Raw genomic sequence first — 26,248 nt, forward strand, 5'->3', positions numbered from 1 at the left:
GCATCCTGCTCCTCCAGGTAAATAGCACCCCTGCCTTAAAATTTCTTGTTTCCGTTGGCTAGTGCCGGTTTTGCGGCCGGCATTTTATAATATATAATGGGATAGTGGCGTGTAAACGGCCCTGGTACAGGGCTGGCGGCAGGCCAGTCCTGCAGGCGCCATTGCCGGAATCATGCTAACCGGGCCAGCGCATGAAACCCTGCAAAGACCGGTCACCTGCATACACGGTTTTGTTATCCAGTGTTAACATGCGTTATGACGTATAATTCGTTTATAGGTGAACGTTAGTCCTATGTAAACGACCAGGCTAGCGCCCCGCCCATTCAGCTGCCAGCCGGTACAGGTTGAAATCCCCGTCCTGTAAGCGTTTCAGCACCTCCTGCTGCAATGCCTGGCGGCTGATGTCCCGCATACGGCGCTGCTGTATAAGCTGGTAAGCTTTTTCTGCCAGCAGCAATGCATGCCGCTGCTCATGGCTGTAAATGCCCCGCTGGTGCAGCTGGATCTGTTCTATCAGTGCTTTTACGCCCTCCTCCTGCGTGGCAATGGTCTTGATCACCGGGATGTTCCAGTCGCCACTGCGTGTATGCGCCAGCGTGCGCAAGTTCCTGGCAAAGAGGTCTGCCTGGTCACGGTCTGCCTTGTTCACCACGAAGATGTCTGCGATCTCCATAAGGCCGGCTTTCATGGTCTGGATCTCATCGCCCGCTTCCGGTACCACCACTACCACGGTAGTATCGGCAATGCCGGCAATCTCCACTTCACTCTGGCCTACGCCTACTGTTTCTATGAAAAGATAATCGAAACCTGCGGCCTTCACCACTTCCGATATCTCGATGATCTTTGGGCTCAGTCCTCCCAAAGCCCCTCTGGTGGCCAGGGAGCGGATGTACACATCAGGGTGGTTAAAGTGGCGGCTCATGCGGATGCGGTCCCCCAGCAGGGCGCCGTAATTGAAAGGGGATGAAGGATCTACCGCCAGGATGGCTACCTTTTGCTGTTGCAGCAAAAGCTGGCTGATGAGGGCATTTACCAGCGTACTTTTACCTGCACCGGGAGGGCCGGTAATACCTACCACGCGGGTGTTGGTACGATGGGGCAAGGCCTGCAGCAACTGTTCGTAGCCCGGTGCCTCATTCTCCACCAGGGAAATGCAGCGGGCCAGTGAGCGGGTATCGCCCTGCAACAAGCCGGATAAGTACGCTAATGCCATGTGCGTAAAGATAAGTAATTGCGGCAGTGCCGGGATTATGTTATTTTGCAAGCTAATCACATAACCAGTACACATGAAAGTAGTTGGGTTCACCTTTGTACGCAACGCAGTGAAATACGATTATCCCGTGAAAGAAGCCATCCGCTCCATTCTCCCGCTTTGCGATGAAGTGATCGTGAGTGTAGGCAATTCTGAGGATGATACAGAACTACTCATCCGCTCCATCGGTTCTCCCAAGATCCGCATCGTGTATTCCACCTGGGACGATTCCCTGCGCGAAGGAGGCCGTGTACTGGCCGTGGAAACTGATAAGGCCTTTGATCATGTACCTGCTGATGCTGACTGGGCTTTTTATATCCAGGCAGATGAAGTGGTGCATGAAGAAGACCATCCCCGCATCAAAGCCGCCATGGAACAGCATCTGCAAGACAAACGCGTGGAAGGCCTGCTGTTTGATTACGTGCATTTTTATGGCAGTTACAACTATATTGGCGATTCCCGCACCTGGTACCAGCATGAGATCCGCGTGATCCGCAACAATAAGCAGATCCGCTCTTACCGCGATGCACAGGGCTTCCGCAAGCATGACCAGAAGTTGAATGTAAAACCGCTGGATGCCCGCATTTATCACTACGGCTGGGTAAAAGATCCTTACCACCAGGCCCGCAAGCTGGATAACTCCTTCCAGCTTTATAACGGTGATAACAGCAAAGCCATGGCAGCACGGGCTTCCAGGGAACTGTTTGATTACAATCGCATCGATTCACTGGCCCCTTTTACCGGGCGGCATCCGCAGGTGATGGAAGACCGCATTGCCAAAAAAAACTGGGATTTTGAATTTGATACGTCCAGGAAAAATTTCAAAAAACTGAAGAAGCGCGTATTATACTGGATAGAAAAGAAAACAGGTAAGCGCCTATTCGACTACCGCAATTACAGGATCATTTAAACGGGAAAGCAGCGATGGAGGTCGCTGCTTTTTTTATTGGTTCAATACGTTGCGGTACACATCAAAGTATCTCCCTGCCACCTGGTCCCAGTTGAAGGAATTACCCCTGGCCGCTATCAGTGCCTGCGGGTGCGTGGTTTCATAATGATGCATGCCGGCATCAAAGGCATCGCGCATGGCCTGTGGTTCAAAGCTGTGAAAGAAGTAGGCTGCATTGCCCCCGATCTCCGGCAGGGAGGTATGGGTGCTAAGGAATACTGGTTTGCCCAGGGTCATGGCTTCCACCGCGGGCTGGCCAAAACCCTCTGCCAGGCTGGGAAACAGGAAGGCTACGCAATGTTTATAATACCAATATTTTTCAGCATCGTTCACCGGCCCTATCACGCGCACACGGGCCGCCACGCCGTTCTGGCGGGCTGTTTCCATGATCTTGTCCAGGTAGCTCTGGCGGATGTTGCCGGCTATCACCAGTTCATAATCATGGTGTACCAGCAGCGCGGTAAGTACGTGAAAATTCTTTTTGGGCAATACAGTACCTATGCTGAAAAGAAATGGTTTTGCCGGCCGGTAGCGGGGCGCGTCAAAGCCGGGGAAGGTCTCCACCCGGCAGCCGTTATAGATCACTGTAATGGGCTTATTGTCCAGGTGCAGGTGCTCCCGCACATCCTTCAGTGCAAACTCGGAAATGGTAACGATATGGTCTGCCCGGTTAATATGATCCTGGATGCGGCGCAGCTGCCGGCGTATGAGGTGGGGCTGGCGCGCCTTTTCATAGAGCATGTTCAGGTCGTGAATGGTGAGCACAATGCGGGCTTTGGTTTGCCGCGAAGGGAAGTAAGGCGATCCCTGGTGGGTAGAGTGCCACACGCCTTTGAAATTGCCCAGGGGCAGCACCAGCTTATGCCATGGATGAGACTCCACGTAAGGCGCATTGCCAAACAGGCCCTTGTTTTCCGGCGTTACGTAGAAGGAAACTTGCTCCCCCGGTTGCTGAAGGGGCAGCAGGTGCTTGCCCAGGTTCAGGCAGTAATAATAGAGACCATTGTTCGGATATTTCATCCGTTCGCAGTCCAGGATAATGTTCTTCTCCATGTTGGTGCGGGGGCAGATCGGTAAAATGCGCGGTAAAGATAGGGGTTTCAGTGCAGTGCCAGGCGCAGTGCCGGATGGAATATTTTTCGTATTTTTTCCCACTGGCTGCCCCCGGAGAATGGCAGCAGTACCCGGCAGTTGCCAGGGTGAAAGATGGATCTTATTGCGGATTTTTTAAGTTTTTCAGACCATGACCAATTTCATTCCCATATTCCCATTGAACGTAGTGGTATACCCGGACGAACAGCTGAACCTGCACGTGTTTGAGCCCCGTTATAAACAACTCATCCAGGAAGCCACCGCAGAAAAAAGGGCGTTCGGCATCCCGTCCGTACTGCAAAAAAATGTACTGGAATACGGCACCCTGGTGGAAGTGGTGCGCATTGACAAAATATACGATAGCGGGGAAATGGACGTGGTGACAAAAGGGCTGCAGGTATTCCGCATCCTGGAAACCATCCGCCAGGTGCCGGATAAGCTGTACAGTGGCGCCATCGTAAATTACCCGGCTAATGATATGAAGACCAACGAGCGCCTGCGCCTGGAGGTAGTAGACCAGGTAAAGGCCCTGCATGGCCTGCTGCGGGTGGAAAAGAAATTTACGAAAGCAGATGCCGACCTCTCCGCCTACGACCTGGCCCACCATTCCGGCCTGTCACTGGATGAGGAATATGAGTTGCTCCACCTCTTCCACGAAATGCAGCGGCTGGAGTACCTGAAACGCCACCTGTACAAGGTGCTGCCAGTAATGGCAGAAATGGAGAAATTGAAGGAAAGGGTGCAGCTGAACGGGCATTTCCGCAAGCTGAGCATCGACTAGGACACCCAGTTTTAACCTTTTACTTTAGCGATAAATACGATATTTGCCCCTGTGAAACGTACGCTCTACATCCTTTTGCTGGCATTGGTAGCCAGTGGTTGCGAAAACGATATCAAAACCATCATGGAGATGGACCAGAAAGCCGCCGGTGTGGAAAAGGGGGCTGGCATCAGCATCATTTACAGCCAGAAGGCAAAAGTAACGGCTAAGCTCACTGCCGACAGTATGCAGCGCCACCTGGAAAGCCCCACTTACCTGGAGTTCACGCATGGCCTCCACATTGACGTGTACGACTCTACCGGGGCCATTACCAGCACGGTGGACGCCCGCCACGGTAAATACTTTGATGGCAGCGCCGATGTAAACCTCTGGGACCACGTGGTGGTAAAGAATGTAAAGGAGCAGCGCCTGGATGCCCGCACCCTGAACTGGGACTCCAAGAAACAGGTTTTCACTACCAACGACAGTGTGCGCATCGTGAGCAGCCGCACAGACACCCTGTGGGGTACGGGCCTGGAATCCAACCAGGATTTTACGAATTATAAGATCTTACACCCCTCCGGTCCTTTCACTATCCACGACCAGGACAGCACCGGCGTAGCTACGGATAGCACGGAGGCGCAGGAATAAAGAACTTTCCCAAAAAGAGAGCGGCCCAACTGTAGATACAGCAGGGCCGTTATTGCTTTAACCTATTATTTTTTATCCTAAACTTCAATAGACCAGGAATCAATAACCATGCCAATAAGGCTGAGGTCGCCAGATGGGCGGACCGGCCGACAACTTGTTAAGCGTTGGTTAACATGGCCCATTTATCCGCGTTTACGGAATGATTGCTGCCGTTTACGAAATGCGACTTGATAGGAGCCAGGACCGGTTTATATTTGTGAAGGTTTTTCATAGGATATGGTTAAAATTTTTGAAGGCGGTGTTCTCACCGCCTTTTTCTATTTTGGTCCCTTGCAAAAACACAGTCGCTTATGGAAACGATTACCTGGCCCGATTTTGAAAAAGTGGCCATCCGCGTGGGTACCATTCTCTCCGCCCAACCCTTTGAAAAGGCACGCAACCCCGCTTATCAGCTCACTATTGACTTTGGCCCGGAGCTGGGCGTAAAACGCTCCTCCGCGCAGATCACCGCCTTGTACACACCGGAACAGCTGGTGGGCAGGCAGGTGGTAGCCGTGGTGAACTTTCCCGTAAAACAGATCGCTAATTTCTTTTCAGAATGCCTGGTGCTGGGCGCCCTGGGAGAAGGTAAAGACATCATCCTCCTGCAGCCAGACCAGGCTGTGGCAAATGGTTCCCGCGTTGCCTGATATGACACATGTGAATAATAATTACTTTAATTTATTTATCATATGATCATAATTACTATGTATTTACAAAACACGTTTATCCGGCGCTTTACGAACAAAAACAGCACGTTCACGAGATGTGCCTTTACAGTGTGGCGCGGCAGGCTATCTTTGTTCCAGGTTTTTCATAGGATATGGTTAAAATTATTAGAGGGCAGTATTCTTACTGCCTTTTTTCTTTTACTCCCGGGTGGAGGAAGCCGTTTCATAACCTAAGCCATCTTTACATACCGCCAGCATTTTCATAAACTGGCCAACTTTATGCCGTATCCTGGTTTACCTGTATTAACCCCACTTTTAAGGTCCTGCTTATCCCTTGGCCTATGTTGATGGTTAACCGTTCCTTGTCTTACATCCGCGGTGTAGATCACGGTGTTGGCCCCGGACGGGCACCCGTATTGCGGCAAGCGCTGGCCAATCCTGGACACCAGCTCGTCATAGCCTGCCATTACTTTTACGTTCACCCCGCAAATCACAACGTTCACCGGTACGGTCATCCGCATTTCCATAACGTTCACCAGAACATGAGAGGGTGATCCCAATGGGTTATTTTACCAGGAAAACAGCATCGGGCAATGAAATGTTGAGGCGGTGGATAATTAAATGATTGTAGATCAATATGATATAAAATAAGTACATGCACTTTAACCGGCCGCACACATATGTTTTAAATACATAAAGTATTATTTTTCCTTACACGGTTACCCTGCGAATTATCGCGTTCCCCAACTAAATCATAGCGTTCACCTAAATGCCCCATTTGCTGTTGCAATTAGGATGATATTTGGTGTAGGTTTTTCAATAAAGATATGGTTAAAATTTTTCGGGGCTGTATTCTTGCAGCCCTGTTTTTTTGCCCATAAGTGCCGTAAGGTCTTGTCCCCACTGATTTCGCCTCCACTTAACACACCTGTTTTATTTTCATCATCTGATTTTTGCCTGACGCCGGAAATGTGCTTTTTCCCGCCGTCCAGGAAATGTTTTACAGCGTATGCGCACTGGCGCTACCCGTTGCCACTGCCCTGGCGTACCTTCCTTTTGGTTTTCATAGGATATGGTCAAAAGTAGTTAGGGCTGTTTTTACAGCCCTTTCTTGTAGGTAATTCCCAATAAATAATTTCCCATCCCATAACGGAAAAGGCGCCGGGCTTTCACAGCCTGGCGCCTTTTATTATAAAGCGGATCCTTTGTAACCTGGAAATGGCAGGTTGGAAGCTGCCGGGCTTCCCGGTTTATCCCTGCTTTTCCGGCTTCATCTGCGGAAACAGCAGCACGTCCTGGATAGAGGGCTGGTTGGTCATCAGCATGGTAAGCCGGTCTATGCCAATGCCGATACCAGAGGTAGGCGGCATGCCGTATTCCAGCGCGCGCAGGAAGTCATAGTCGATGTACATGGCCTCATCATCCCCGCGTTCCATCAGCTTCACCTGGTCTTCAAAACGCTCGCGCTGGTCAATGGGGTCATTCAGCTCGGAGTAGGCGTTGGCAATCTCCTTACCATTCACCATCAGCTCAAAACGCTCCACCACACCGGCTTTGCTGCGGTGCTTCTTGGTAAGTGGGCTCATTTCCAGCGGGTAGTCAATGATGAAGGTGGGCTGGATATAGTGGCCTTCGCATTTCTCCCCGAAGATCTCATCTATCAGCTTGCCTTTGCCAATGTTTGGCGGCACGGAAATGCCCAGTTGTTTGCACACGTCGCGCAGCTCCGCTTCTTCCATGCTGGAAATGTCTATACCGGTATGTTCTTTAATAGCATCGTACATGGTCACGCGGCGGAAGGGCGCCTTAAAGTCGATGGTCTTGTCGCCCACGGTCACCTGGGTGGTACCATTCAGCGCAATGGCTATTTTTTCCAGCAGGGTCTCGGTGGTGTTCATCATCCACTCGTAATCCTTGTAGGCGGCATACATTTCCATCACCGTAAATTCCGGGTTGTGGGTGCGGTCCATCCCTTCGTTGCGGAAGTCCTTGGCAAACTCGTACACCCCTTCAAATCCGCCTACGATCAGCCTTTTGAGGTACAGCTCATTGGCAATACGCAGGTACAAAGGAATGTCCAGCGCGTTGTGGTGGGTTATGAACGGGCGGGCGGTAGCGCCACCGGGTATCTGCTGCAGGATAGGGGTTTCCACCTCCAGGTAGCCCAGTTCATTGTAGAAATCACGCATGGTCTGCATGATCTTGGTGCGTTTTGCAAACACTTCGCGTACCTGGGGATTGATGATCAGGTCTACATAGCGCTGGCGGTATTTAAATTCCGGGTCGGTTACGGCATCAAAGGTTTCCCCGTCTTTTTCCTTCACCACCGGCAGGGGGCGCAAGGCTTTGGTAAGCAGGGTGAGTTCTTTTACATGCACGGAGGTTTCACCGGTTTTGGTGATGAACGCATAACCGCGCACCCCGATGATGTCACCGATGTCGAGCAGTTTTTTGAAAACGGTGTCGTAAAGGGATTTATCTTCACCGGGACAAATATCGTCGCGGCGGATATAGAGCTGGATACGGCCGGTCTGGTCCTGGATCTTCACAAAGGCAGCCTTGCCCATATCACGGCTTTCCATGATACGGCCCGCCAGGCACAGGTCCTGGAACTGTTCCCGGGTTTCTTCACTATATTGGGCCAGGATATTAACCGCCGTATTGTTTACCGGGTATTGAGGCGCCGGGTACGGATCAATGCCTAGGCGCTGCAGCTCCTGTAATTTCTGGCGGCGTATGAGTTCTTGCTCTGATAACTGTGTCATCGTAAAAGTTGCTGGTTTGTCGTAATCGCTTGCGTTTAAGATCAAGAAGCTGATGTTAACTGCAATTTTTTGCGTTGGGATGCAAAAATAATCGTTTTGGCCGTATTGGCCGGACTTATACCAATACTGGCATCAATTTAGGGGAATTTTTATGTGGCGCCTGCCTACACGCGTTAAGATTATTTAACACTCCGCCGGTTCAACCTGGCACGTTTTTAACCATCTAACCCTGCAACGATGAAAACGATACTCGTCCCCACTGACTTTTCTGACACGGCCTACAATGCCGCCCGCTACGCCCTGCACCTGGCCCGCCAGGTAGGCACCACCCGGGTGGTGCTGTACCATGCTTATGAGCTCATAGTGCCTGTGCCGGATGTGCCGGACCCCATTCCGGTCATTGACCCGGAAGACCTGAAACAAAGCAGTGAAACCGGCCTTTCCCTGATGCGCAGCCGCCTCCAGGCCGACCTGCCGGAAGGCGTTACCCTGCTTACCCGCTCGGAAAACCAACTGCTCCAGGCCTACATAGACCAGGTGGCCAAAGAGGAACAGGCAGACCTCATCGTGATGGGGATCACCGGCGGCAGCGGGGTGGAGGAAATGCTGCTGGGCAGCAACGCCCTGGACGTGATGAAAGAAACCCACACACCGCTGATCATTGTTCCCGGTGAGGCTTCTTTCCGGGAGATCAATACCGTGGTCTTTGCCTGCGATTTCCGCAAGGTTACGGAAAACACTCCCATACAGCCCCTGAAGCTGCTGCTGGATGCTTTCCGTGCGCGCCTCTTCGTGGTTAATGTAGACCACGAAAAACGCCACTTCACAGCAGATACGCCTTTTGAAACCCTGGTGATGGACACCCTCCTGGCCGATTACACGCCGGAGTACCGTTTCGTGGAAAATGAAAGCGTGGTAGAAGGTATCCTCACATTTGCAGACCAGGAAAAGGCGGACATTATTATCACCGTGCCCCGCCAGCATGGATTCCTGGCGGGCCTGTTCCATCGCAGCCGCACGCGCCAGCTTGCATTTCATTCCCATATACCCTTGTTGGTCATCAGGGAATAAATGCGATATTTGGTGCATATTTACACCTGCATATCACTGTAAAACCGCAACATAAACATACCATGATCAAACGTACCTTATTGCTGGTGGCCGCAAGCCTTTTTATCCTGCAAGGCGCACAAGCCCAGTTCCTGAAAAAGTTGAAGCAGGACTTTGACTCTATTGAGAATGCAAAGAATGCTAAAACCACTACAGCTACTTCTTCCAGCGCCACCACCACCACTACCTCTACCAGCACCACTGCCAGTTCCGGCACCAGCACCGGTAATGTAACCCAGAACCAGGCCGCAGACGCTATCAAGCAGGCACTGAGCAAGGGGGTAACCGCCGGTATTTCCATGCTGAACAAGCAGAATGGTTTCTTTGGCAGCGAGATCTACAAAGTACTGCTGCCGCCGGATGCACAGAAGGTAGAAGCTACCCTGCGCCAGATAGGCCTGGGCAGCCAGGTGGACAAGGCCATCCTGCAGATCAACCGCTCCGCGGAGCAGGCCGTAGGACAGGCTGCTCCCATCTTTGCCAGCGCCATCAAACAAATGACCATCACGGATGCGCTGAACATTGTAAAAGGTGATTCCACCGCTGCTACCGCCTACTTTAAAGGCAAGACCACGGACCAGCTGAAAGCTGCTTTCAGCCCGGTGATCAAGAGCAAACTGGATAGCACCCTGGCCACCAAGTATTACAGCAACCTGGTAGCTACTTACAACAAGCTGCCCACCACCATCAACAAGGCCAATCCGGACCTGCAGGGCTATGTAACCGACAAGGCTGTAACCGCCCTCTTTGACCAGATCGCAAAAGAAGAAGCCAGCATCCGCAGCAACCCCGTGCAGCAAACCACGGACCTGCTGAAGAAAGTGTTTGGTGGACTGATCAAATAGTTTTCAAAACCCGTTTTACATACAAAAGGCGCCTTCCGGGGCGCCTTTTCTTTTTGGGTAACAATTGTAAGTGATCAGTGTTACAATTTTCTTTTACGCCAGCAATACCTGCCATGCCCCTGCTACATCACCCTTGTCCAGCAGCTGTGCGGCATACCGGTGCAGTTCTGTTTCCATTTCATCCGGGGTAAGGCTGTAGTATTGAAAGATCTGCTTCAGGTGTGCATCGTCAAAGGTGGCGTCTATGTGGGGCAGCTGGTGCACGTTGCCCAACTGGCCCAGGTGGTTGCCGGTAAGCACGCGGCTATGGCGGATGGCAGGGGGAAGCGCATCTATGCCAATGCCGCAGTGGCTATTGGGCTTGGCCACTTCAAACACGGCATTGCCGGAGGCGCGTACATAAAAGTCAGCGCCCATGCGGGCCACCAGGTCTATTTTATGTGGGTCTATCTGGCCTTTCTCATTGAGGATGGCATCGTCCAGGTGGATGAGCAGCGGCTCACAGATCACCAGATTGCCGGCGCCGGGGCCATCGCCGGTGGCGATCACTTCCCGCACTTTGCATTCCATCTGCACGGGGCTTTCCTTTACCCGGAAGGGTTTTACCCGTTCGGAGGCAATGGGGGTAAAGCCGGATTTTTCAAACTCATTCACGTCCCGCGGGTACTCACAGCTGCTCAGGGAGGCCTGCTGCACCATATTGTAAGACACTACGTTGATCACCACCTCGCGGGTGGCCAGCACGTTTTCCAGGGTATGCTTTACGGTATTATCGCGCACGCGGCGGGCGGGCGAAAAAATGAGGGTGGGCGGATTGGTACCAAACAGGTTGAAGAAGCTGAAGGGCGATAAATTGGGCCGTCCTTCCGCATCCAGCGTGCTGGCAAAGCAGATGGGGCGCGGGGCCACGGCGCCCTGCAGGTAACCATGCAGGGCGGCCACGGGCAGGGTGGCGGGATCTATGATCATACGAACGTGGTTAAAACGGTTACGCCTTTGGCAGATTCATGAAATGCTGTTTCAGCGCCAGGATAGACAGGTCTGCGGCTTCTTCCTCGATGGTGTTGGTGAGGGTGCCCAGGCCCGTGATCTCCATGGTCACTTCGTCGCCGGGCTGCAGCCACTGTTCCTCGTAATTGGGATCGTTCAGGCGGCCGGTGCCGTTCAGTTCCAGGAAGCAACCGGTGCCTACGGTACCACTGCCTATTACATCACCGGGCATTACATTCACCCCGTAGGAGCAGCGTTCAATGATCTCTGCAAAGGTCCAGTCCATATCGCCCATGTTGCCGTTGCTTACTTCCACGCCATTCACCTTGCAGGTCATTTTCAGGTTGTAGTTGTTGCCGGTGTGGCCGGGCTTTGCGGGTATTTTATAGGCGGCCAGTTCGTCCGGCGTTACCAGCATGGGGCCTATTACCGTGCTGAAATCCTTGCCCTTGGCAGGGCCCAGGTTCAGTTTCATTTCTTCCATTTGCAGCACGCGGGCGCTCATGTCGTTCATGATCATAAAGCCGGCAATGAAATCATCGGCTTCTGCCGCGGGAATATTGCGCCCAAAGCGGTTCAGCACCACGGCCACTTCCAGTTCAAAGTCCAGCTTCTCAAAATGGTCCGGCATGCAGGCAATGGGGCCGGGGCCCTGGATGGCATTGTGATTGGTAAAGTAAAAGATCGGGTATTGATCAAATTCCGGGATCATCTCCAGCCCCCGGTTGCGGCGGGCGGAGGCCACATGCTGGCGGAAGGCGTACCCATCGCGGCAGGAGGTGGGAAAAGGCACCGGCGCCATCAGCGTTACACTGTCCAGCGGAATGGGCTCGGCGCTGCCTATGCGGCGCCCCTTTTTCAGTTCCGCCTCCACCCCGCGCGCAATCTCGATCACATCGTCCCACATGAGCAGGAATAACTGCATGTTGTTAGGTAATTCATCGTGGAGCTCCTGGGTATTGTATAAATGGCCGTCTACTAAAAGGGCCAGCTGGTCGGTTTCTTCCCGGAGGTAAGTCACTAATTTCATTGGACAAATATGTATAAGAACACCAAAAAGCCAAATATAAGGTAGTTGGCCAACCCAATCCTCAATTCGTTGTTAAGAAATCTAAATATATTAAACAAATGATTAATATTAAATGATGGCTTTTTGACGGTGGATGACAAGTTTTGCGTTAATTTTGCCTTAACTTAGAATAAACAGGCGTTAACATGAAATTCGAAAAAATTAAGAACAAAGGACAGGCACGCTTATTTGAAAGCCAGTACCTCGAGGTACTGACTAAAACCCATCCCCTGGTGATCTGGGGACTGTACACTCCCATTATTTCCTACATGCTTTATTACAGCCACGCCACACTGGGCTTTCCCGTTTCCACGGTGGCACTGGTGTTTGTAGGCGCTATGCTGTTCTGGACCTTCTTTGAATACCTGATGCACCGCTTTGCATTCCATTACGTGGCCGAAAGCCCTAAGATGCAGCGTTTCATTTACGTGATGCATGGCAACCACCATGAATACCCGCGCGATAAGCAGCGTCTTTTCATGCCGCCGGTGCCCAGCATTATCCTCGCCTCTGTGATCTTTTCCGCACAATACCTTTTCCTGCGTAGCTATACGTTCATGTTCTTTCCCGGCTTCCTGCTGGGTTACCTGATCTATGGCAGCATGCACTACGCCATCCATGCCTGGAACCCGCCCTTTAAGTTTATGAAGCCGGTGTGGCGCAATCATCACCTGCACCACTACAAGAGCGAGGATAAAGGCTTTGGTGTAAGTTCTTCCGTGTGGGACTATGTGTTTGGTACTTCCTTTGACCTGGCAAAAGAAAAGGAAGACAAGGAAAAAGTGAAGGAGCTGATGTTTGAGAAATAGCTTACCGTACTATACAAAACATAAAAAAAGCGAAGGCATGTTGCACTTCGCTTTTTTTTATCGCCTGTATGCGTGTTACCATCTTTCCTCATCATCGGGGCCTGCAGCCGGCGGCTGGGCAAAGCTTTCACGGGTGATGATCTTTTGCACCTGGCGCCGGATAATGAGGCGCGCTATCTGCGTATATACGTTTACGTTATCACCGGCATCGTCCAGGATATCCCGTACCGCCTGTTCGGGTACGTCTATGCGGTACAGCAGGAAAATGAATTGATGAAAGTCTTCGCTGATCAGGGCTTCCAGTTTGCGGGCCAGCAGGTTTTCCAGGTTGTCCCAGGAAAGCGATGCCGGTGTGGGTAGTTCAAAAGAGTGCTTTAGCCAGGTGGCCGTAGCACCCAGGTAGGAGGGCGACAAAGCGGGCATGGTATTGATCGTTTGTTCCATAACCCTGCTATTGCACAATGTGTACCAAACTCACAAACCAGGGTCCAGGTATTTGAAAATCAATAAGAAATAAATTCTGAAGGTTTTTTGAAGGCCCATAAAAAACGGCAGCCCGTATACCGGTGCTGCCGTTTCTTATGGCTGCATGCAGCTTATTTCATTTGTTTGATCTTGTAAGAAGCGTTGGTAATGATCTTCACGGGGACCTGCAAGTCTTTTTTCAGGCCTTTTGACTTGTCTGCCTTGTAGGTGTAGTTGCCATTCAGTTCTGTGTTCTGCACGGCTATAGCGGGCAGTCCGCTGCTGCGGGTCACCAGGTAATCACTTTGCAGGTTGCCGCTTATTTCTGCATTGGCGGTGTAGCCATCTTCCAGCTGCACGTTTTCCTGCTTATCAGTTTTGATCTTGCCAGTGCCGCCCACTTTGGCAGTTTCACTGTCCCAGGTTTGCAGGTTCCAGAAGAAATCAATATCGCCTTTCAGCCCTGCGCGGAGGGGCAGTGTTTCGTTCCACTGGGTGCCGGTTTTAATGCCGTGGGCGGGGTAGATCACGAGCAGTTGTTCCAGCCATGCCTGGAAGGCCTTGGCGCCAAATTGTTCTTTTACCAGGCGGGTGTAGGCAGTTTTTTCATCGGCTTTCAGGCTGCCAAAAGCAGCGGTACAGGCGCTGTCTACCACCTCATCCAGGCCATTGACGGATTTTACAATGCCAAAGCTTTGTAGCTCCACGGTGAAGGCATGGTTGAGCAGGTTTTTGATAGCTGCCTGGAAGGGTTCCTTTTCGTTATCCACCTTGGCATCTACCATAATATTCTGGTTGTGCGCGTTGAAGTTAAACCGCAGGTCCTTATAATGGAGGGTGAGCGTGGCTTTACCGGGGACGGCGTCTGTAACATCTATTACCAGTACGTCCTGGAAATCGCGGGTGGAGCGCTGCATCATATCCTGCACGGTGAGGTAGCTCTCAGTGCGGCTTTTTTGTTCTAACTGGAATTGCTGGCCTTTCTGGAAATTATAACTCAGGTCCACATAGTCTTGTGCACGCAGCACGGGAAGGGAGGCACACATGCATAGGCACCAGGCAATAATGTGTTTCATTCACTAAATTTTTGTCAAACATACTTCTCAATTACGCCTAATCCAAATAAAGCGAAGTCGTATTTGACCGGATCTTCCGGGCAAAATTCCCGCAGTGCGTCTGTGAGGGCCAGGGCTGTTTTCCAATTGGCCTTGGCTTCCGGGATCAGTCCCAGCCGCGTGGCTACGCGGCTCACATGCACATCCATCGGGCATACCAGCTGGGCAGGCGAGATGTGCTCCCATAGACCAAAATCCACGCCACAATCGTCTTTGCGCACCATCCAGCGGAGGAACATGTTCAGGCGTTTGCAGGCGCTGTTTTTGGCAGGGGTGGAAATATGTTTGACCGTTCTTTCCGGGTGTTCCAGGGAAAAGAAGATCTTATGAAAACCGATGAGGCCGTTCTCCACGGTTTCATCCTGCGGGTCCGTAGGACCGCTGAAGGCAAATTCCAGGGAAGTAACGTTGGTATACCAGTGCTGGAGGAATTCAATAAAATACAGGAGGTCCAGCCCATTGAAGGTACGGTGGCTGAAGGACATGAGGGCCATCCGGTCGCGGGGTTGGTGGTTCCGGATAAAATCATACGGTGCGTTGTCCATCATCCGCATCAGTTCTGTGCCTTTGTTGAGAATGGTAGTGCGGTTGCCCCAGGCCAGCACGGCCGCAAAAAATGCGGCTATCTCGATATCCTGCAGTTTGCTAAACCGGTGGGGAATGGCAATGGGATCGTGCGGGATAAAATCCGGCTGATTGTAGTACGCGGCTTTCGCGTCCAGGTAGTCTTTTAAATCATGGCCCTTCATGCTTTTCATCGGATAGTCCGCTGCAGGTCCATACCGCCGGCTGTACAGGGATACAGTTGGCGATCATGGCAGAGGATAAGGTTAAAAATACTATAGCAGGATAGCGGCTGCAGCGCCAGGCATAGCTAATGCTGCAGCCGGTCAGGTTTTGTCTGTCGGTCTTTTTAGCCAATGGCCTGGTCCAGGTCTGCGATCAGGTCAGCTACATCTTCAATGCCTACGCTGAGGCGGATCAGGGAATCTACCAGCCCGTTCTTCAACCGCTCTTCGCGGGGAATGGAGGCGTGGGTCATGCTGGCCGGGTGGCCAATGAGCGATTCCACACCGCCCAGGGATTCCGCCAGGGAAAACAGGTGGGTATTGCTCAGTACTTTGTGCGCCGCTTCCAGGCTATCGTCTTTCAGCGTAAAAGAGATCATCCCTCCAAAGCCGCGCATCTGCTTTTTGGCAATGGCATGGTTAGGGTGATCTTCAAAACCGCACCAGTACACTTTGTCCACCTTGGGATGCTGGCGCAGGTGTTGTGCCACTGCCGCTCCATTTTCGCAATGGCGCTGCATGCGTACATGCAGGGTCTTAAGGCCCCGCAGCACCAGGAAGCAGTCCTGCGGGCCGGGTACCGCCCCGCAGCTGTTCTGGATAAAATAGAGTTGCTCGGCCAGTGCTTGGTCCTTTACGATCACGGCGCCGTGCACCACGTCACTGTGGCCGCCAATGTACTTGGTAGCGGAATGCACCACGATGTGGGCGCCCAGGTCCAGCGGTGTTTGCAGGTAGGGCGAGGCAAAGGTATTGTCTACTGCCAGCAGCAGGTTGTGCTCATTGGCTATCTGCGCGCAGGCGGCAATGTCAATAATGTTCAGCAGCGGATTGGTAGGTGTTTCTATCCAGATCAGCTTCGTGGCAGCCGTAATATGCTGGCGGATGTTCTGTGCATCCTGCATGCCAATGAAGTGGAACCTGATGCCGTAACGCTGGAAGATCTTGGTAAAAATACGGTAGGTGCCGCCATACAGGTCGTTGGAAGCAATCACCTCGTCGCCTGGCTGCAGCAGCTTCAGTACCCCGTCTGTAGCGGCCAGGCCACTGCCGAAGGAGATGCCGAACTTCCCGTTCTCAATGGCCGCCAGTGCGTTCTGAAGGGCATCGCGGGTAGGGTTCTGGGTGCGGGCGTATTCATAACCGTGGTGCACACCGGGTGCGCTTTGCACGTAGGTGGAGGTCTGGAAAATCGGAGTCATGATAGCGCCGGTAGACGGGTCGGGGGCCACGCCGGCGTGAATCAGTTTGGTGCCAAGCTTCATATTTTCAGTAGCGTTTTCGCTCTTCATAAAGATAAGATCAAAACTACATATTCTACCTTTTTTATGCATTATGTTTTTTTGTAATGGAAAAATAATTGTATTGGATGTACATAGACCACCGGCATGGGAAACATCCTGTAATGCACGGAACCGGCATTTGTATTGAATTTCAGCAGTTTATCGTATATTCCTCCCCGTTAGTGTATCGGTATAGAAAAGGCCCAAAGCTCCGCCGGAGCTTTGGGCCTTTTTCGTTCACGTTTTTGATATTGGAAATGGGAGGCTGGAATTTGCCTGCCCCCCACGCTTATTTCTTTACACTGAATTTAATGGGAAGGCTGGCGGCAGTTTTGTCCCAGTACATGTTCAGGTTTGCACCGGTATCGCTTTTTTCAAACAGCATGGTGAAGCTTTCGGCCACGGTATCGCGGCTGGTTACGGGAATATCTACGCGTACCACGTCTTTCTTTTCGTCGTATTTATATGCGCCCCAGATATCAGTGTCCTTGTTCAGGATCATGGTCCAGGTTTTCTCCGTGGGGATAGCGTACAGTGTGTAGCGGCCTTTGGGAATGGATTTATTGCCAATGGTCACCGGCTGGAAAAATTCGATCTCGGTGGCTTCGTTAGCGCCCAGTCTCCATACTTTACCGTATTCTACCAGCTTGCCAAAGATCTCGCGGTCTTTCTTTTGCGGACGGCTGTACACCACGCGGGCCACCAGGGTGCCGGGTTCCCCTTTTACACGCACCAGGTAAGGATACATGGACGGGAAGTAAGCCATGTCCATGGGACTGGAGTCCAGCGGTGGCAGTTGTGCAGGATGCTGTGCTTTTGCATTGATGCCCAGCGTGAGCAGCAGGCTGGCCATAACCAGGAATTGCAGGTACTTTTTCATAGATAAAAATTACGATTTGCTTTATAGATGATATTAAAAATTTGCCGGGCAAACGTACAGGTTTTGCCCTGAATAATGTGCTGTAAAATGTCAGGCGGCAGTATATTTCTGAACAAAGGTATATAAGGCCGGGAAAAATTCATCGTAGCATTGCTGCAAGGCGTTGTAATGTGTATCAAAAACGGACAGTGGCACGCTGGCTTCAAAGTTGATATACTTGGCCCTCCTTACTATTCCGCGGAAGGTTTGTTCCATCCCGTTGCGGAAGCGGTAATTGTAAAGCCAGTTCTGTGAAGACATATATCCCAGCATATGGGTAAAGCTGGAGGGCAGTGCTACCGGCGGTGTACCTATCGTGGCATATACTTCCTGTGCAAAGGCCTGGAGCGAGGTATCTGTGAAATGCCGCGGATCATTGGCCAGGAAGTGGTCCATCACGATGTCGGTGAACACGGCCCCATATAGGCGGGTCTGTGGCCGGAATATAGCCCTGGCGGCAAAGGTGGCAGGATGGTTATCTGTAAAGGTATCGATGGCACGGTGCAGGCGGATGCCCTCCTGTATGGGCTGCGGATACAGGGCCAGTTGTCGTCCTTTCACAAAATCACCGATCATATTGCCGGTCATCAGGTCCGGCTGGTGAAAGGAGAGGTAGGCGTGGGCAAGGAAGTTCATGGTTAGAATTGATAGTACATGCAGCACGAATGTATTAAAAACCAGGCCAGCTTATCCAGTCTTTAATAATTGTGCAAATGAAGTGCAAAAATATTGTGCAAAACCATCTGCATTAACAGTTTTATTGCGTAAATTGCAATAACGCCCATTTCCACCAAACCCGCCACCCATCAGTCGTTCCCCCCTTTCTTCTTATCCAGCATCTACCATTCTTACCACAATTCCCTTTTAACAATTCCTTAACCCAGGCCGCTGCAACTTTTTTCATTTCCCAGCAACACTGCACTGGATGCGGGGCTGGCACCAGGTGCTGTAACCCGCTATGGATGCACGTTACAACATAGGATCATATAAACTGATCATGACCCGCCACTGGTATAGTAAGCCTTGCCACTTGTCCCGGATGCACGTAGTTTTACATCATCATTCAAACAAACAATAAACACTAATCAATCACATCATTAAATTTTTCTCCGCCATGAAAAAGATGATCCTGATGCTTTGTGTTGCTGCCACATTCGGTATCAGCACAGCTTTTGCCTCCCTCAGAGAGGAAACTGTAAACAACAAAAAAGTGATGGCCTCCTTCCAGAAGGAATTTACCGAGGCTAAGAACGTAGAGTGGTTTACAGATGATAAAGCCCAGAACTACACTGCAAACTTTACCATCCGCGAGTCTAAAGTGACCGCTCATTTTGATGCAGACGGTAACCTGCTGAACACCAGCCGTTACCTGAACGAAGACCAGCTGCCCCTGGCGGTAACCAACCGCCTGGCCAAGAAATACGCCGGTCAGCGCATTGAGAACATTACGGAGTACCAGGCAAACGGTGAAGTGACCTACTACATCACTGAAAGAAGTAAAGATGACATGATCACCATCGTGAAGGCTACGCCTGACGGCTGGTTGAGCGTGTACAACAAATTCAAACAAGCCATGTAATAGCATCCGCTGTTTTAGTATCTGTAGGCCTGCCTTGACCGATCAAGGCAGGCTTTTTTATGCCCCTATGCCGCAGGCCGCGTTAACTTTCCGGAAAGGCACCCCCACATTGCCCTAAAATCGTACCTTCGCCCCTCCGATAAAAATTTAAGAGCATATGACAAAAGGTCCCATTTCACAATTTATCCAGCATCATTACCGGCACTTCAACGCGGCAGCGCTGGTAGATGCAGCCAAAGGCTACGAAACACATTTACTGGAAGGTGGTAAAATGATGGTAACCCTGGCCGGCGCCATGAGCACGGCAGAGCTGGGTATTTCCTTTGCTGAAATGATCCGCGCGGGCAAGGTAGACATCATCTCCTGCACCGGCGCTAACCTGGAAGAGGATATTATGAACCTGGTAGCCCACACGCACTACAAGCGCGTGCCCCACTACCGCGATCTGAGCCCCCAGGATGAATGGGAGCTGCTGGAAAAAGGGTATAACCGCGTAACGGATACCTGCATTCCCGAAGAAGAAGCATTCCGCCGCATCCAGCAACATATTTTCAAGATCTGGAAAGACGCAGAAACCAACGGTGAACGCTATTTCCCCCACGAATACATGTACAAGCTGCTGCTTAGCGGCGTAATGAAAGAACATTACGAAATAGACCCGAAGCACAGCTGGATGCTGGCCGCAGCCGAAAAGAACATTCCCATCGTGGTACCGGGCTGGGAAGACAGCACCATGGGTAACATCTTTGCTTCTTACTGCATCAAGGGTGAGCTGAAACCCAGCACCATGAAGAGCGGTATTGAATACATGACTACCCTTTCCGAGTGGTACCGTGCAAACTCCGGCGGCAAGGGCGTAGGCTTCTTCCAGATCGGTGGCGGTATTGCAGGTGATTTCCCCATCTGCGTGGTGCCCATGATGTACCAGGACCTGGAATGGCATGATGTTCCCTTCTGGGGCTATTTCTGCCAGATCTCCGACTCCACTACCTCTTACGGTTCTTATTCCGGCGCCGTGCCCAATGAGAAGATCACCTGGGGTAAACTGGATATTCACACGCCGAAGTTTATCGTAGAATCAGATGCGACCATCGTGGCGCCCCTGATCTTTGCATATATCCTGGGCTGGTAAGGCTTAGGGATGAAGCTTGTTTCATGAAGGAAGACTGCCTTGAAAGGGGCAGTCTTTTTTTATGGCAGGTAATTCACGTTTTATGGCAGGTAATTCATGCACCAGATAAGAGGGCGTGGGAAAACCGCCACCAGCGGGCGACCATCAGGGAGCCAATGTATGGAGCCATGCACCGATAGGCGGGCTGTCAACCACCTGGCCGGCCAACTGTCAGCAACCTGCAGGCAGGCTGTCAACCACCAATGGGCCGTCCATCAGAAAAACAAGTCCGATGCAATCCCGTCTGCAAACAGCTTCCCGGCATTGGTGAGCACCATCCAGTCCATGACCGGGTGCATTTTGCCGCTGGCCACATAAGGCTCCACGGCCTGGCGCAGGCGCTCCGCTTTATCCTGCCCGAAGGTGGCGCTGATGAAGGCCAGGCTGGCTCCCTGGGAAGTGCGCAGGGATGTCATCAGGTATTCATTGAGGCGGATAGTGGGGGTGAGCGTTTCTTTTTCAAACGGCAGCGCTTGTTTTTCCAGCGCCTGCAGGTACAGGGCGTTGTTGGCCACATTCCACTGGCGGGAGTGCCCGTTGAAGGAGTGTGCAGACGGGCCTATTCCCAGGTAGGGCTGTCCCTGCCAGTAGCTGCTGTTGTGCCGGGAGTGCCAGCCGGGGCGGGCAAAGTTGGAGATCTCGTAATGTTCATACCCATTGGCAGCAGCCCACTGCATGAGCATTTCAAAATGGCGGGCGGCCTTGTCGGGGTCTACCGCCTGCACTTTATGCTGCGTAATGAAATGATCCAGGGCAGTGCCTGGCTCCACGGTGAGGGCGTAGCTGGAAAGATGGGGAATGTTCAATGCCTTTACCTGCTCCAGGTTCATGGCCCAGCCTTCATCACTGAGCGTAGGTCCTCCGTAAATGAGGTCTATCGTGATATTGTGAAAGCCGGCTGCCTGTGCTTCGCGGATGCATTGGAGCGCCTGGCCCGCATTGTGGGCCCGGTTCATCCAGCGCAGGTCTGCTTCGTGGAAGGACTGCACGCCTATGCTCAGGCGGTTAATGCCGGCCGTGTGGAGGGCCTGCAGTTTTTCCGGTGTAAGGTCGTCCGGGTTAGCCTCCAGGGTGATCTCCGCATCCGCGTTCACGGGGAAGAGCAGGCGGCACTGGGCCAGCAGGCTTTCTATTTCCGTGAGTTGCAGGAGGCTGGGGGTGCCACCCCCGAAGTAAATGGACGATACCGGTGCCCCGGCCAGGTAATCTTTTTGCAGCAGCAGTTCTGCCAGCAGGGCGCTCACCATTTCTGACTGCCGCCCCCGGGAAGTGGAGAAGTGGAAGTTGCAATAGTAGCACGCCTGTTTGCAAAATGGAATGTGAATATAAATGCCAGCCATATTTTTTCTCAGGCCCCAAAGGTAAGGCCATGCAACTAATGGGAAATAATCAGATATTTGTGAACCTGGGCATCTGCAGGCTTATCGCCCTAAAAATTACGGCGTTACGTGGCGTTGCCTCTCCATTATTCAGAAATATATTCTTTGTGCGCTATTGGTTTTTTCTCCTGCTGCTTTGCTGCCGGGTTACGATTTTTGCCCAGACAGATACCGGGCATGTGCCTCCCAAGAAAGTGACCACTACCATTAAGCACGATTCCGCCGGTCATGTAGTAGTGCCAAAGGTCCGCCACGATTCCCTGGGGCGGCCCATCGCGCCCGTGCGCCGCGACTCCCTGGGCCGTGTCATAGCGCCAAAGGTGAAGCGCGATTCCCTGGGCCGCGTCATCGGCAGACCGGATACTACCCGCCAGGCTGCTTTGGCCGCAGGTGTAAAAAAAGACAGCAGCCAGTTTTCCTACGCCGACTCTGCCGCCAGGCATGCGGTGGCCACGCCTACCCAGGGCCGGTCCGTGTACACGCCTACCGCCAGCTCCCTGGCCTACGACAGCCTGATGAGAAGCCTGCGCCGTCACCACCTGCTGGCCGGGGACAACCTGCACAAGACCGGTAGCCCCAAACCCGTGGTATACGATATGAACCCGCTGCGCAATTACCGCAGCCTGGACTGGCTGGTGTACATCATGCTGGGGGTAACGCTCATTCTGGGCATTATCCGCCTGGCATATCAGAAGTATTTCAGTGACCTGTTCCGCGCGTTCACCAATCCTACCCTGAGCCAGCGCCAGCTGAAGGATCAGTTGTCCCAATCGCCGTTTCCCAACTTTTTGCTCAATATTTTCTTTGCCATCAGCCTGGGCATGTACCTGTTCCTGGTGATGTTCCGCCTGCAATACATTTCCAGCTACAACCCGTTGCTGCTCATCCCTGCGCTGATCCTGCTGGTGGCGGCCATCTATTTTGTGAAGTACGTGGTGTTGCGCCTGTGTGGCTGGTTGTTTGGCAATGAAGACCTGGTGGATGCCTACGTTTTCATCCTGTACCTGATCAACAAGATCACCGGCGTATTGTTGTTGCCCTTTTTAGTGATTCTGGCTTTCTGCTCACCGGGAATAGCCCGGTTTTTCCTCTATATTTCGATATTTTTGATCATATTATTGATTGTATACAGGTATATTAGATCGTATGCACTGGTGAAGCAGTACCTGTCGTTCAGTAAATTGCATTTTTTTCTGTACCTTTGCGCATTCGAGGTCGCGCCGGTACTCATTCTGACGAAGGTGCTCCTGAAACTGGTTAACGGGTAATTTAGCAGTTACAAAGCCAATTGTTAACACACGCGCAATCACAAAAATGTATGATAAAAGGCGGGCCAAAAAAAGACTTGCAGAGTAAACACACCTTGTCGATCCTGATTTCCCAACCTAAGCCTGAAACAGAAAAATCACCTTATTTCGACTTAGCCAAGAAATACAACGTAAAGCTGGATTTCTTCCCGTTTATCCGGGTAGAAGGCGTGAGTGGCAAAGACTTCCGGAAGCAAAAGATCGACATCCTGCAATTCACCGCGGTGATCTTTACCAGCCGTACCGCAGTAGACCACTTCTTCCGCGTATGCGAAGAGTTGAAGATCAAGGTGTCACAGGATTGCAAATACTTCTGTATCACTGAAGCAGTTGCCCTTTACCTGCAGAAATTCATCCTTTACCGCAAGCGTAAGGTTTTTTACGGCGCAGACGGTTCCACCAAAGGGCTCCTGGAGGTGATGAACAAGCACCGCGACAACGAGAAGTTCCTCTTCCCCAGCTCAGACAGCCAGCAGAAAGATATTGAAGAATGGTTCAAAGCTAACAAATGCGAGTTTGCTACTGCCAGCCTCTACAAAACCGTAAGCAATGATGTAAAGGAAATAGTGACCAAACAGGACTACGATATGATCGTGTTCTTCAGCCCTTCCGGCGTAAAGTCACTGTTTGAGAACGTACCGGGCTTTGTGCAGAATGGCACCGCCATCGGCGCTTTCGGGCCTACCACTTCCGCCGCGGTAGAGCAGGCAGGTCTTCGCCTGGATGTAAAGGCACCGGCTCCCCAGGCACCTTCCATGGTGGCCGCCCTGGAGCTGTACCTGTCTAACATGACGGTGAAGAAATAGCTGCAGGAATTACACCGCTTCTTGCCGGTACCAGCGCCTTTTTTATGCTGCATACCGGTACCTATAAATACTATTTGAAAAGACAGTCCGCCGGGCTGTCTTTTTTTATGGAATTAATACAAAAAATACCAGAACACGGCTTATCTTGTACGTGACTTAGTTCGTTGAACAACATATACTTATCCAACAAAACTGGCGCACAACTTGTGGACAGATCCCGCTGTGGGAAGCTGCTGCGCTTTCAACTTTCCGTATGAACAGATTAGCACAGGAGACCAGTCCGTACTTATTGCAACATGCCCATAACCCGGTGGAGTGGTATCCCTGGGGCGAAGAGGCCCTGGAACGGGCCCGCCGGGAGGATAAGCCCATCCTGGTAAGCATCGGCTATGCCGCCTGCCACTGGTGCCACGTGATGGAGCGGGAAAGTTTTGAGAACGAGGCTACCGCGGCCCTTATGAATGCGTATTTCATCAACATTAAGATAGACCGGGAAGAGCGCCCGGACCTGGACCATATTTACATGGATGCCGTGCAGGCCATGACCGGCCAGGGTGGCTGGCCGCTCAATGTGTTCCTGCTGCCGGACGCCCGGCCTTTTTACGGGGGTACCTATTTCCCTCCAAAGGCCATGTACAACCGGGCTTCATGGACAGACGTGCTGCGCTCCATCCACAATGCCTACCTGGAAAAGCGGCCCGACCTGGAGGCCCAGGCGGCCCAGCTCACAGAGCACATGACCCGCAGTAACGATTTTGGCCTCAGTAATCCCATTGACCTGAACATTCCCCGTCATGAACTGTTTTCACAGGATCAGTGTCATACCATGTATAAGAATATCATGGGGCAGGCGGATAAGACCTGGGGCGGGTTTGGGCGTGCACCGAAATTCCCCGGCACGTTCAATATCAATTTCCTGCTGCGCTACGGGCATTTGTTCCGGGAGCCGGAAGCCATTGCACAGGCCACACTTTCGCTGGACAAGATGATCCAGGGCGGCATTTATGACCAGCTGGGGGGCGGCTTTGCCCGCTACTCCACAGACGATCAGTGGCTGGCGCCGCACTTTGAAAAAATGTTGTATGACAATGCCCTGTTGGTAGATACGCTGGCGGAAGCTTACACACTTACAAAGGACGAGCGCTATGCAGATACGATCCGGCACACGCTGGCCTTCATTGAGAACGAGATGCTGGATGCCGGCGGTGGCTGGTATGCCGCGCTGGATGCGGATTCTGAAGGGGTGGAAGGTAAATTCTACACCTGGAGCCGGGAGGAGATCGGGTCTATCCTGACAGAGCAGGCTAATTTGTTCTGTGATTTTTACGGCGTAAAAGATGAGGGGAACTGGGAGCATACGAACATCCTCTGGATGCCGGAAACCCTGGAAGACTATGCCGTTAAAAACCAGTTGGATAAGGAATGGCTGGCCACCGTACTGGCAGCATGCAGGGCCGCGTTGCTGGCAGCGCGGGAAAAAAGAGTGCGCCCCGGGCTGGATGACAAAATTTTATTAGGGTGGAATGCGTTATTGATACACGCCCATTGCAAAGCCTATGCGGCATTGGGGCACCAGCCATACCTGGATGCTGCGGAAAAGAATGCAGCATTTTGCTGGACGCAACTAAAACAACCCGGGGAAACCCCTGCGTTTTTCCACACCTGCAAAGCGGGGCAGGCTAAATATCCCGCGTTCCTGGATGATTACGCCTGGTTCATCCGCGCTATGATAACCCTGCAGGAGACCACCGGCCACCTGCACTACCTGGAGAAAGCCCAACTGCTGGCGGAGCATGTGAGTAAAGCGTTTTCCGATGAGCAACAGCTATACTTTTACTACACGGCAGCCGGCCAGGCAGACGTGATTGTACGCAAAAAAGAGATCTATGACGGGGCAGTACCCAGCGGCAATTCCGTGATGGCAGGCAACCTTTGGTACCTGGCCCTTGCATATGACCGCCAGGAGTGGGCAGACCGTGCAGTGAAGATGGCAGGCCAGCTGGCCCAAACCCTGAGCCGCTATCCCACCTCGTTCGGGGTATGGTGTAATTTCGTGTTACAGCTGGTGGCAGGCACCCGGGAGATAGCCGTGGTAGGCAAGGATTTCCGGGCCAGGATGGATGAGATCGGGAAGGTGTATATTCCCTTCAAAGTCTTACTGGGCGCGGAAAAGGACCGGCCGGACTACCCGCTGCTGAGCAGCCGGGAGCAGGAGGGGGAGACGCTGATCTACGTGTGCGAACATTACCATTGCATTAAACCGGTGAAACACATAGAAGAAATTATTAAACTAATTTAATATTTGTTTTATATTTGATACGAGCCGTCTCGTAACGAAAAATCGGGCTAACCCCGTAAAATAAAATGTTAAAATTTGCGTTTATATATCCCGCGAGGGCCGAAACCGGTGAGAAAAGTTTGTGGGAAAAGTAAC

24 protein-coding genes are annotated in these 26,248 nt (G+C 52.0%); 12 read left to right on the forward strand and 12 right to left on the reverse strand.

What is annotated here, in order from left to right; all coding sequences use genetic code 11:
- Positions 1-307: 307 nt before the first annotated feature.
- Positions 308-1,213 (reverse strand): methylmalonyl Co-A mutase-associated GTPase MeaB, encoded by a 906-nt coding sequence (gene meaB, locus DCC81_RS04555; protein ID WP_108686458.1) that lies wholly within the window; start codon positions 1,211-1,213, stop codon positions 308-310.
- A gap of 73 nt (positions 1,214-1,286) precedes the next feature.
- Here meaB and DCC81_RS04560 point away from each other — a divergent pair, with 73 nt between their 5' ends.
- A complete protein-coding gene (locus tag DCC81_RS04560; protein WP_108685402.1) occupies positions 1,287-2,162 on the forward strand; it encodes a glycosyltransferase family protein in 876 nt (291 codons plus the stop codon).
- A gap of 33 nt (positions 2,163-2,195) precedes the next feature.
- On the opposite strand, the gene DCC81_RS04565 is transcribed toward DCC81_RS04560, so the two are convergent.
- A complete protein-coding gene (locus DCC81_RS04565; protein ID WP_108685403.1) occupies positions 2,196-3,254 on the reverse strand; it encodes a glycosyltransferase family 4 protein in 1,059 nt (352 codons plus the stop codon).
- A 190-nt stretch (positions 3,255-3,444) separates the two neighbouring features.
- Here DCC81_RS04565 and DCC81_RS04570 point away from each other — a divergent pair, with 190 nt between their 5' ends.
- The 3 genes from DCC81_RS04570 (at position 3,445) to DCC81_RS04580 (ending at position 5,393) form a co-directional block, all read left to right on the forward strand.
- On the forward strand, positions 3,445-4,074 hold the full coding sequence (locus tag DCC81_RS04570; RefSeq protein ID WP_108685404.1) for an LON peptidase substrate-binding domain-containing protein: 630 nt from the start codon (positions 3,445-3,447) through the stop codon (positions 4,072-4,074).
- A 51-nt stretch (positions 4,075-4,125) separates the two neighbouring features.
- Positions 4,126-4,704 (forward strand): LPS export ABC transporter periplasmic protein LptC, encoded by a 579-nt coding sequence (gene lptC, locus DCC81_RS04575; RefSeq protein ID WP_108685405.1) that lies wholly within the window; start codon positions 4,126-4,128, stop codon positions 4,702-4,704.
- A 350-nt stretch (positions 4,705-5,054) separates the two neighbouring features.
- On the forward strand, positions 5,055-5,393 hold the full coding sequence (locus DCC81_RS04580) for a tRNA-binding protein (protein ID WP_108685406.1): 339 nt from the start codon (positions 5,055-5,057) through the stop codon (positions 5,391-5,393).
- Positions 5,394-6,664: 1,271 nt separating this feature from the next.
- Here DCC81_RS04580 and lysS read toward each other — a convergent pair.
- Entirely contained in the window at positions 6,665-8,179 is a 1,515-nt protein-coding gene (lysS, locus tag DCC81_RS04590) for a lysine--tRNA ligase (protein ID WP_108685408.1), read from the reverse strand.
- A gap of 237 nt (positions 8,180-8,416) precedes the next feature.
- On the opposite strand from lysS, the gene DCC81_RS04595 reads away from it, so the two are divergent.
- A complete protein-coding gene (locus DCC81_RS04595) occupies positions 8,417-9,250 on the forward strand; it encodes a universal stress protein (protein WP_108685409.1) in 834 nt (277 codons plus the stop codon).
- A gap of 62 nt (positions 9,251-9,312) precedes the next feature.
- Positions 9,313-10,134 (forward strand): DUF4197 domain-containing protein, encoded by an 822-nt coding sequence (locus DCC81_RS04600; protein WP_108685410.1) that lies wholly within the window; start codon positions 9,313-9,315, stop codon positions 10,132-10,134.
- 93 nt (positions 10,135-10,227) lie between these two features.
- Here the strand turns inward: DCC81_RS04600 and DCC81_RS04605 are convergent, their stop codons facing one another.
- Together DCC81_RS04605 and DCC81_RS04610 are read right to left on the reverse strand one after the other, a co-directional pair.
- Positions 10,228-11,103, reverse strand: coding sequence for a flavin reductase family protein (locus tag DCC81_RS04605; RefSeq protein ID WP_108685411.1), 876 nt, complete (start codon positions 11,101-11,103; stop codon positions 10,228-10,230).
- A gap of 19 nt (positions 11,104-11,122) precedes the next feature.
- Positions 11,123-12,154, reverse strand: a complete 1,032-nt coding sequence (locus tag DCC81_RS04610; RefSeq protein WP_108685412.1) for a fumarylacetoacetate hydrolase family protein — start codon at positions 12,152-12,154, stop codon at positions 11,123-11,125.
- Between the two features lie 185 nt (positions 12,155-12,339).
- Here DCC81_RS04610 and DCC81_RS04615 point away from each other — a divergent pair, with 185 nt between their 5' ends.
- Positions 12,340-13,002, forward strand: a complete 663-nt coding sequence (locus tag DCC81_RS04615; RefSeq protein WP_108685413.1) for a sterol desaturase family protein — start codon at positions 12,340-12,342, stop codon at positions 13,000-13,002.
- A 75-nt stretch (positions 13,003-13,077) separates the two neighbouring features.
- On the opposite strand, the gene DCC81_RS04620 is transcribed toward DCC81_RS04615, so the two are convergent.
- The 6 genes from DCC81_RS04620 to DCC81_RS04645 all read right to left on the reverse strand — a co-directional run bounded on the left by DCC81_RS04620 (position 13,078) and on the right by DCC81_RS04645 (position 18,208).
- The gene (locus DCC81_RS04620; protein WP_108685414.1) at positions 13,078-13,446 is read right to left on the reverse strand and encodes a hypothetical protein; all 369 of its coding nucleotides are present in this window, start codon (positions 13,444-13,446) and stop codon (positions 13,078-13,080) included.
- 152 nt (positions 13,447-13,598) lie between these two features.
- Positions 13,599-14,543, reverse strand: a complete 945-nt coding sequence (locus tag DCC81_RS04625) for a DUF6263 family protein (RefSeq protein ID WP_133177542.1) — start codon at positions 14,541-14,543, stop codon at positions 13,599-13,601.
- 14 nt (positions 14,544-14,557) lie between these two features.
- Complete coding sequence (locus DCC81_RS04630) at positions 14,558-15,340, reverse strand: TIGR02757 family protein (RefSeq protein WP_240612890.1); 783 nt, start codon at positions 15,338-15,340, stop codon at positions 14,558-14,560.
- A gap of 155 nt (positions 15,341-15,495) precedes the next feature.
- Positions 15,496-16,635 carry a cystathionine gamma-synthase gene (locus DCC81_RS04635; RefSeq protein WP_240612891.1) on the reverse strand — a complete coding sequence of 380 codons (1,140 nt, stop codon included), beginning with the start codon at positions 16,633-16,635 and terminating at the stop codon, positions 15,496-15,498.
- Positions 16,636-16,942: 307 nt separating this feature from the next.
- Complete coding sequence (locus DCC81_RS04640; protein WP_108685417.1) at positions 16,943-17,533, reverse strand: DUF2911 domain-containing protein; 591 nt, start codon at positions 17,531-17,533, stop codon at positions 16,943-16,945.
- 90 nt (positions 17,534-17,623) lie between these two features.
- Positions 17,624-18,208 (reverse strand): acyl carrier protein phosphodiesterase, encoded by a 585-nt coding sequence (locus DCC81_RS04645; RefSeq protein ID WP_108685418.1) that lies wholly within the window; start codon positions 18,206-18,208, stop codon positions 17,624-17,626.
- Positions 18,209-18,686: 478 nt separating this feature from the next.
- On the opposite strand from DCC81_RS04645, the gene DCC81_RS04650 reads away from it, so the two are divergent.
- Positions 18,687-19,151, forward strand: coding sequence for a hypothetical protein (locus DCC81_RS04650; RefSeq protein ID WP_108685419.1), 465 nt, complete (start codon positions 18,687-18,689; stop codon positions 19,149-19,151).
- Between the two features lie 157 nt (positions 19,152-19,308).
- A complete protein-coding gene (locus tag DCC81_RS04655; protein WP_108685420.1) occupies positions 19,309-20,283 on the forward strand; it encodes a deoxyhypusine synthase family protein in 975 nt (324 codons plus the stop codon).
- Positions 20,284-20,537: 254 nt separating this feature from the next.
- On the opposite strand, the gene hemW is transcribed toward DCC81_RS04655, so the two are convergent.
- Positions 20,538-21,662 (reverse strand): radical SAM family heme chaperone HemW, encoded by a 1,125-nt coding sequence (hemW, locus tag DCC81_RS04660; RefSeq protein ID WP_108685421.1) that lies wholly within the window; start codon positions 21,660-21,662, stop codon positions 20,538-20,540.
- A gap of 146 nt (positions 21,663-21,808) precedes the next feature.
- Here hemW and DCC81_RS04665 point away from each other — a divergent pair, with 146 nt between their 5' ends.
- From DCC81_RS04665 to DCC81_RS04675, 3 genes are all read left to right on the forward strand, one after another.
- A complete protein-coding gene (locus DCC81_RS04665) occupies positions 21,809-22,969 on the forward strand; it encodes a DUF4271 domain-containing protein (protein ID WP_165806433.1) in 1,161 nt (386 codons plus the stop codon).
- A 95-nt stretch (positions 22,970-23,064) separates the two neighbouring features.
- Positions 23,065-23,814: a uroporphyrinogen-III synthase gene (locus tag DCC81_RS04670; RefSeq protein WP_240612892.1), complete on the forward strand. Its 750-nt coding sequence runs from the start codon at positions 23,065-23,067 to the stop codon at positions 23,812-23,814.
- 253 nt (positions 23,815-24,067) lie between these two features.
- Positions 24,068-26,113, forward strand: coding sequence for a thioredoxin domain-containing protein (locus tag DCC81_RS04675; RefSeq protein ID WP_108685423.1), 2,046 nt, complete (start codon positions 24,068-24,070; stop codon positions 26,111-26,113).
- The last annotated feature ends 135 nt before the right edge of the window (positions 26,114-26,248 follow it).

The organism is Chitinophaga parva (genome assembly GCF_003071345.1).
Classification (GTDB): Bacteria; Bacteroidota; Bacteroidia; order Chitinophagales; family Chitinophagaceae; genus Chitinophaga; species Chitinophaga parva.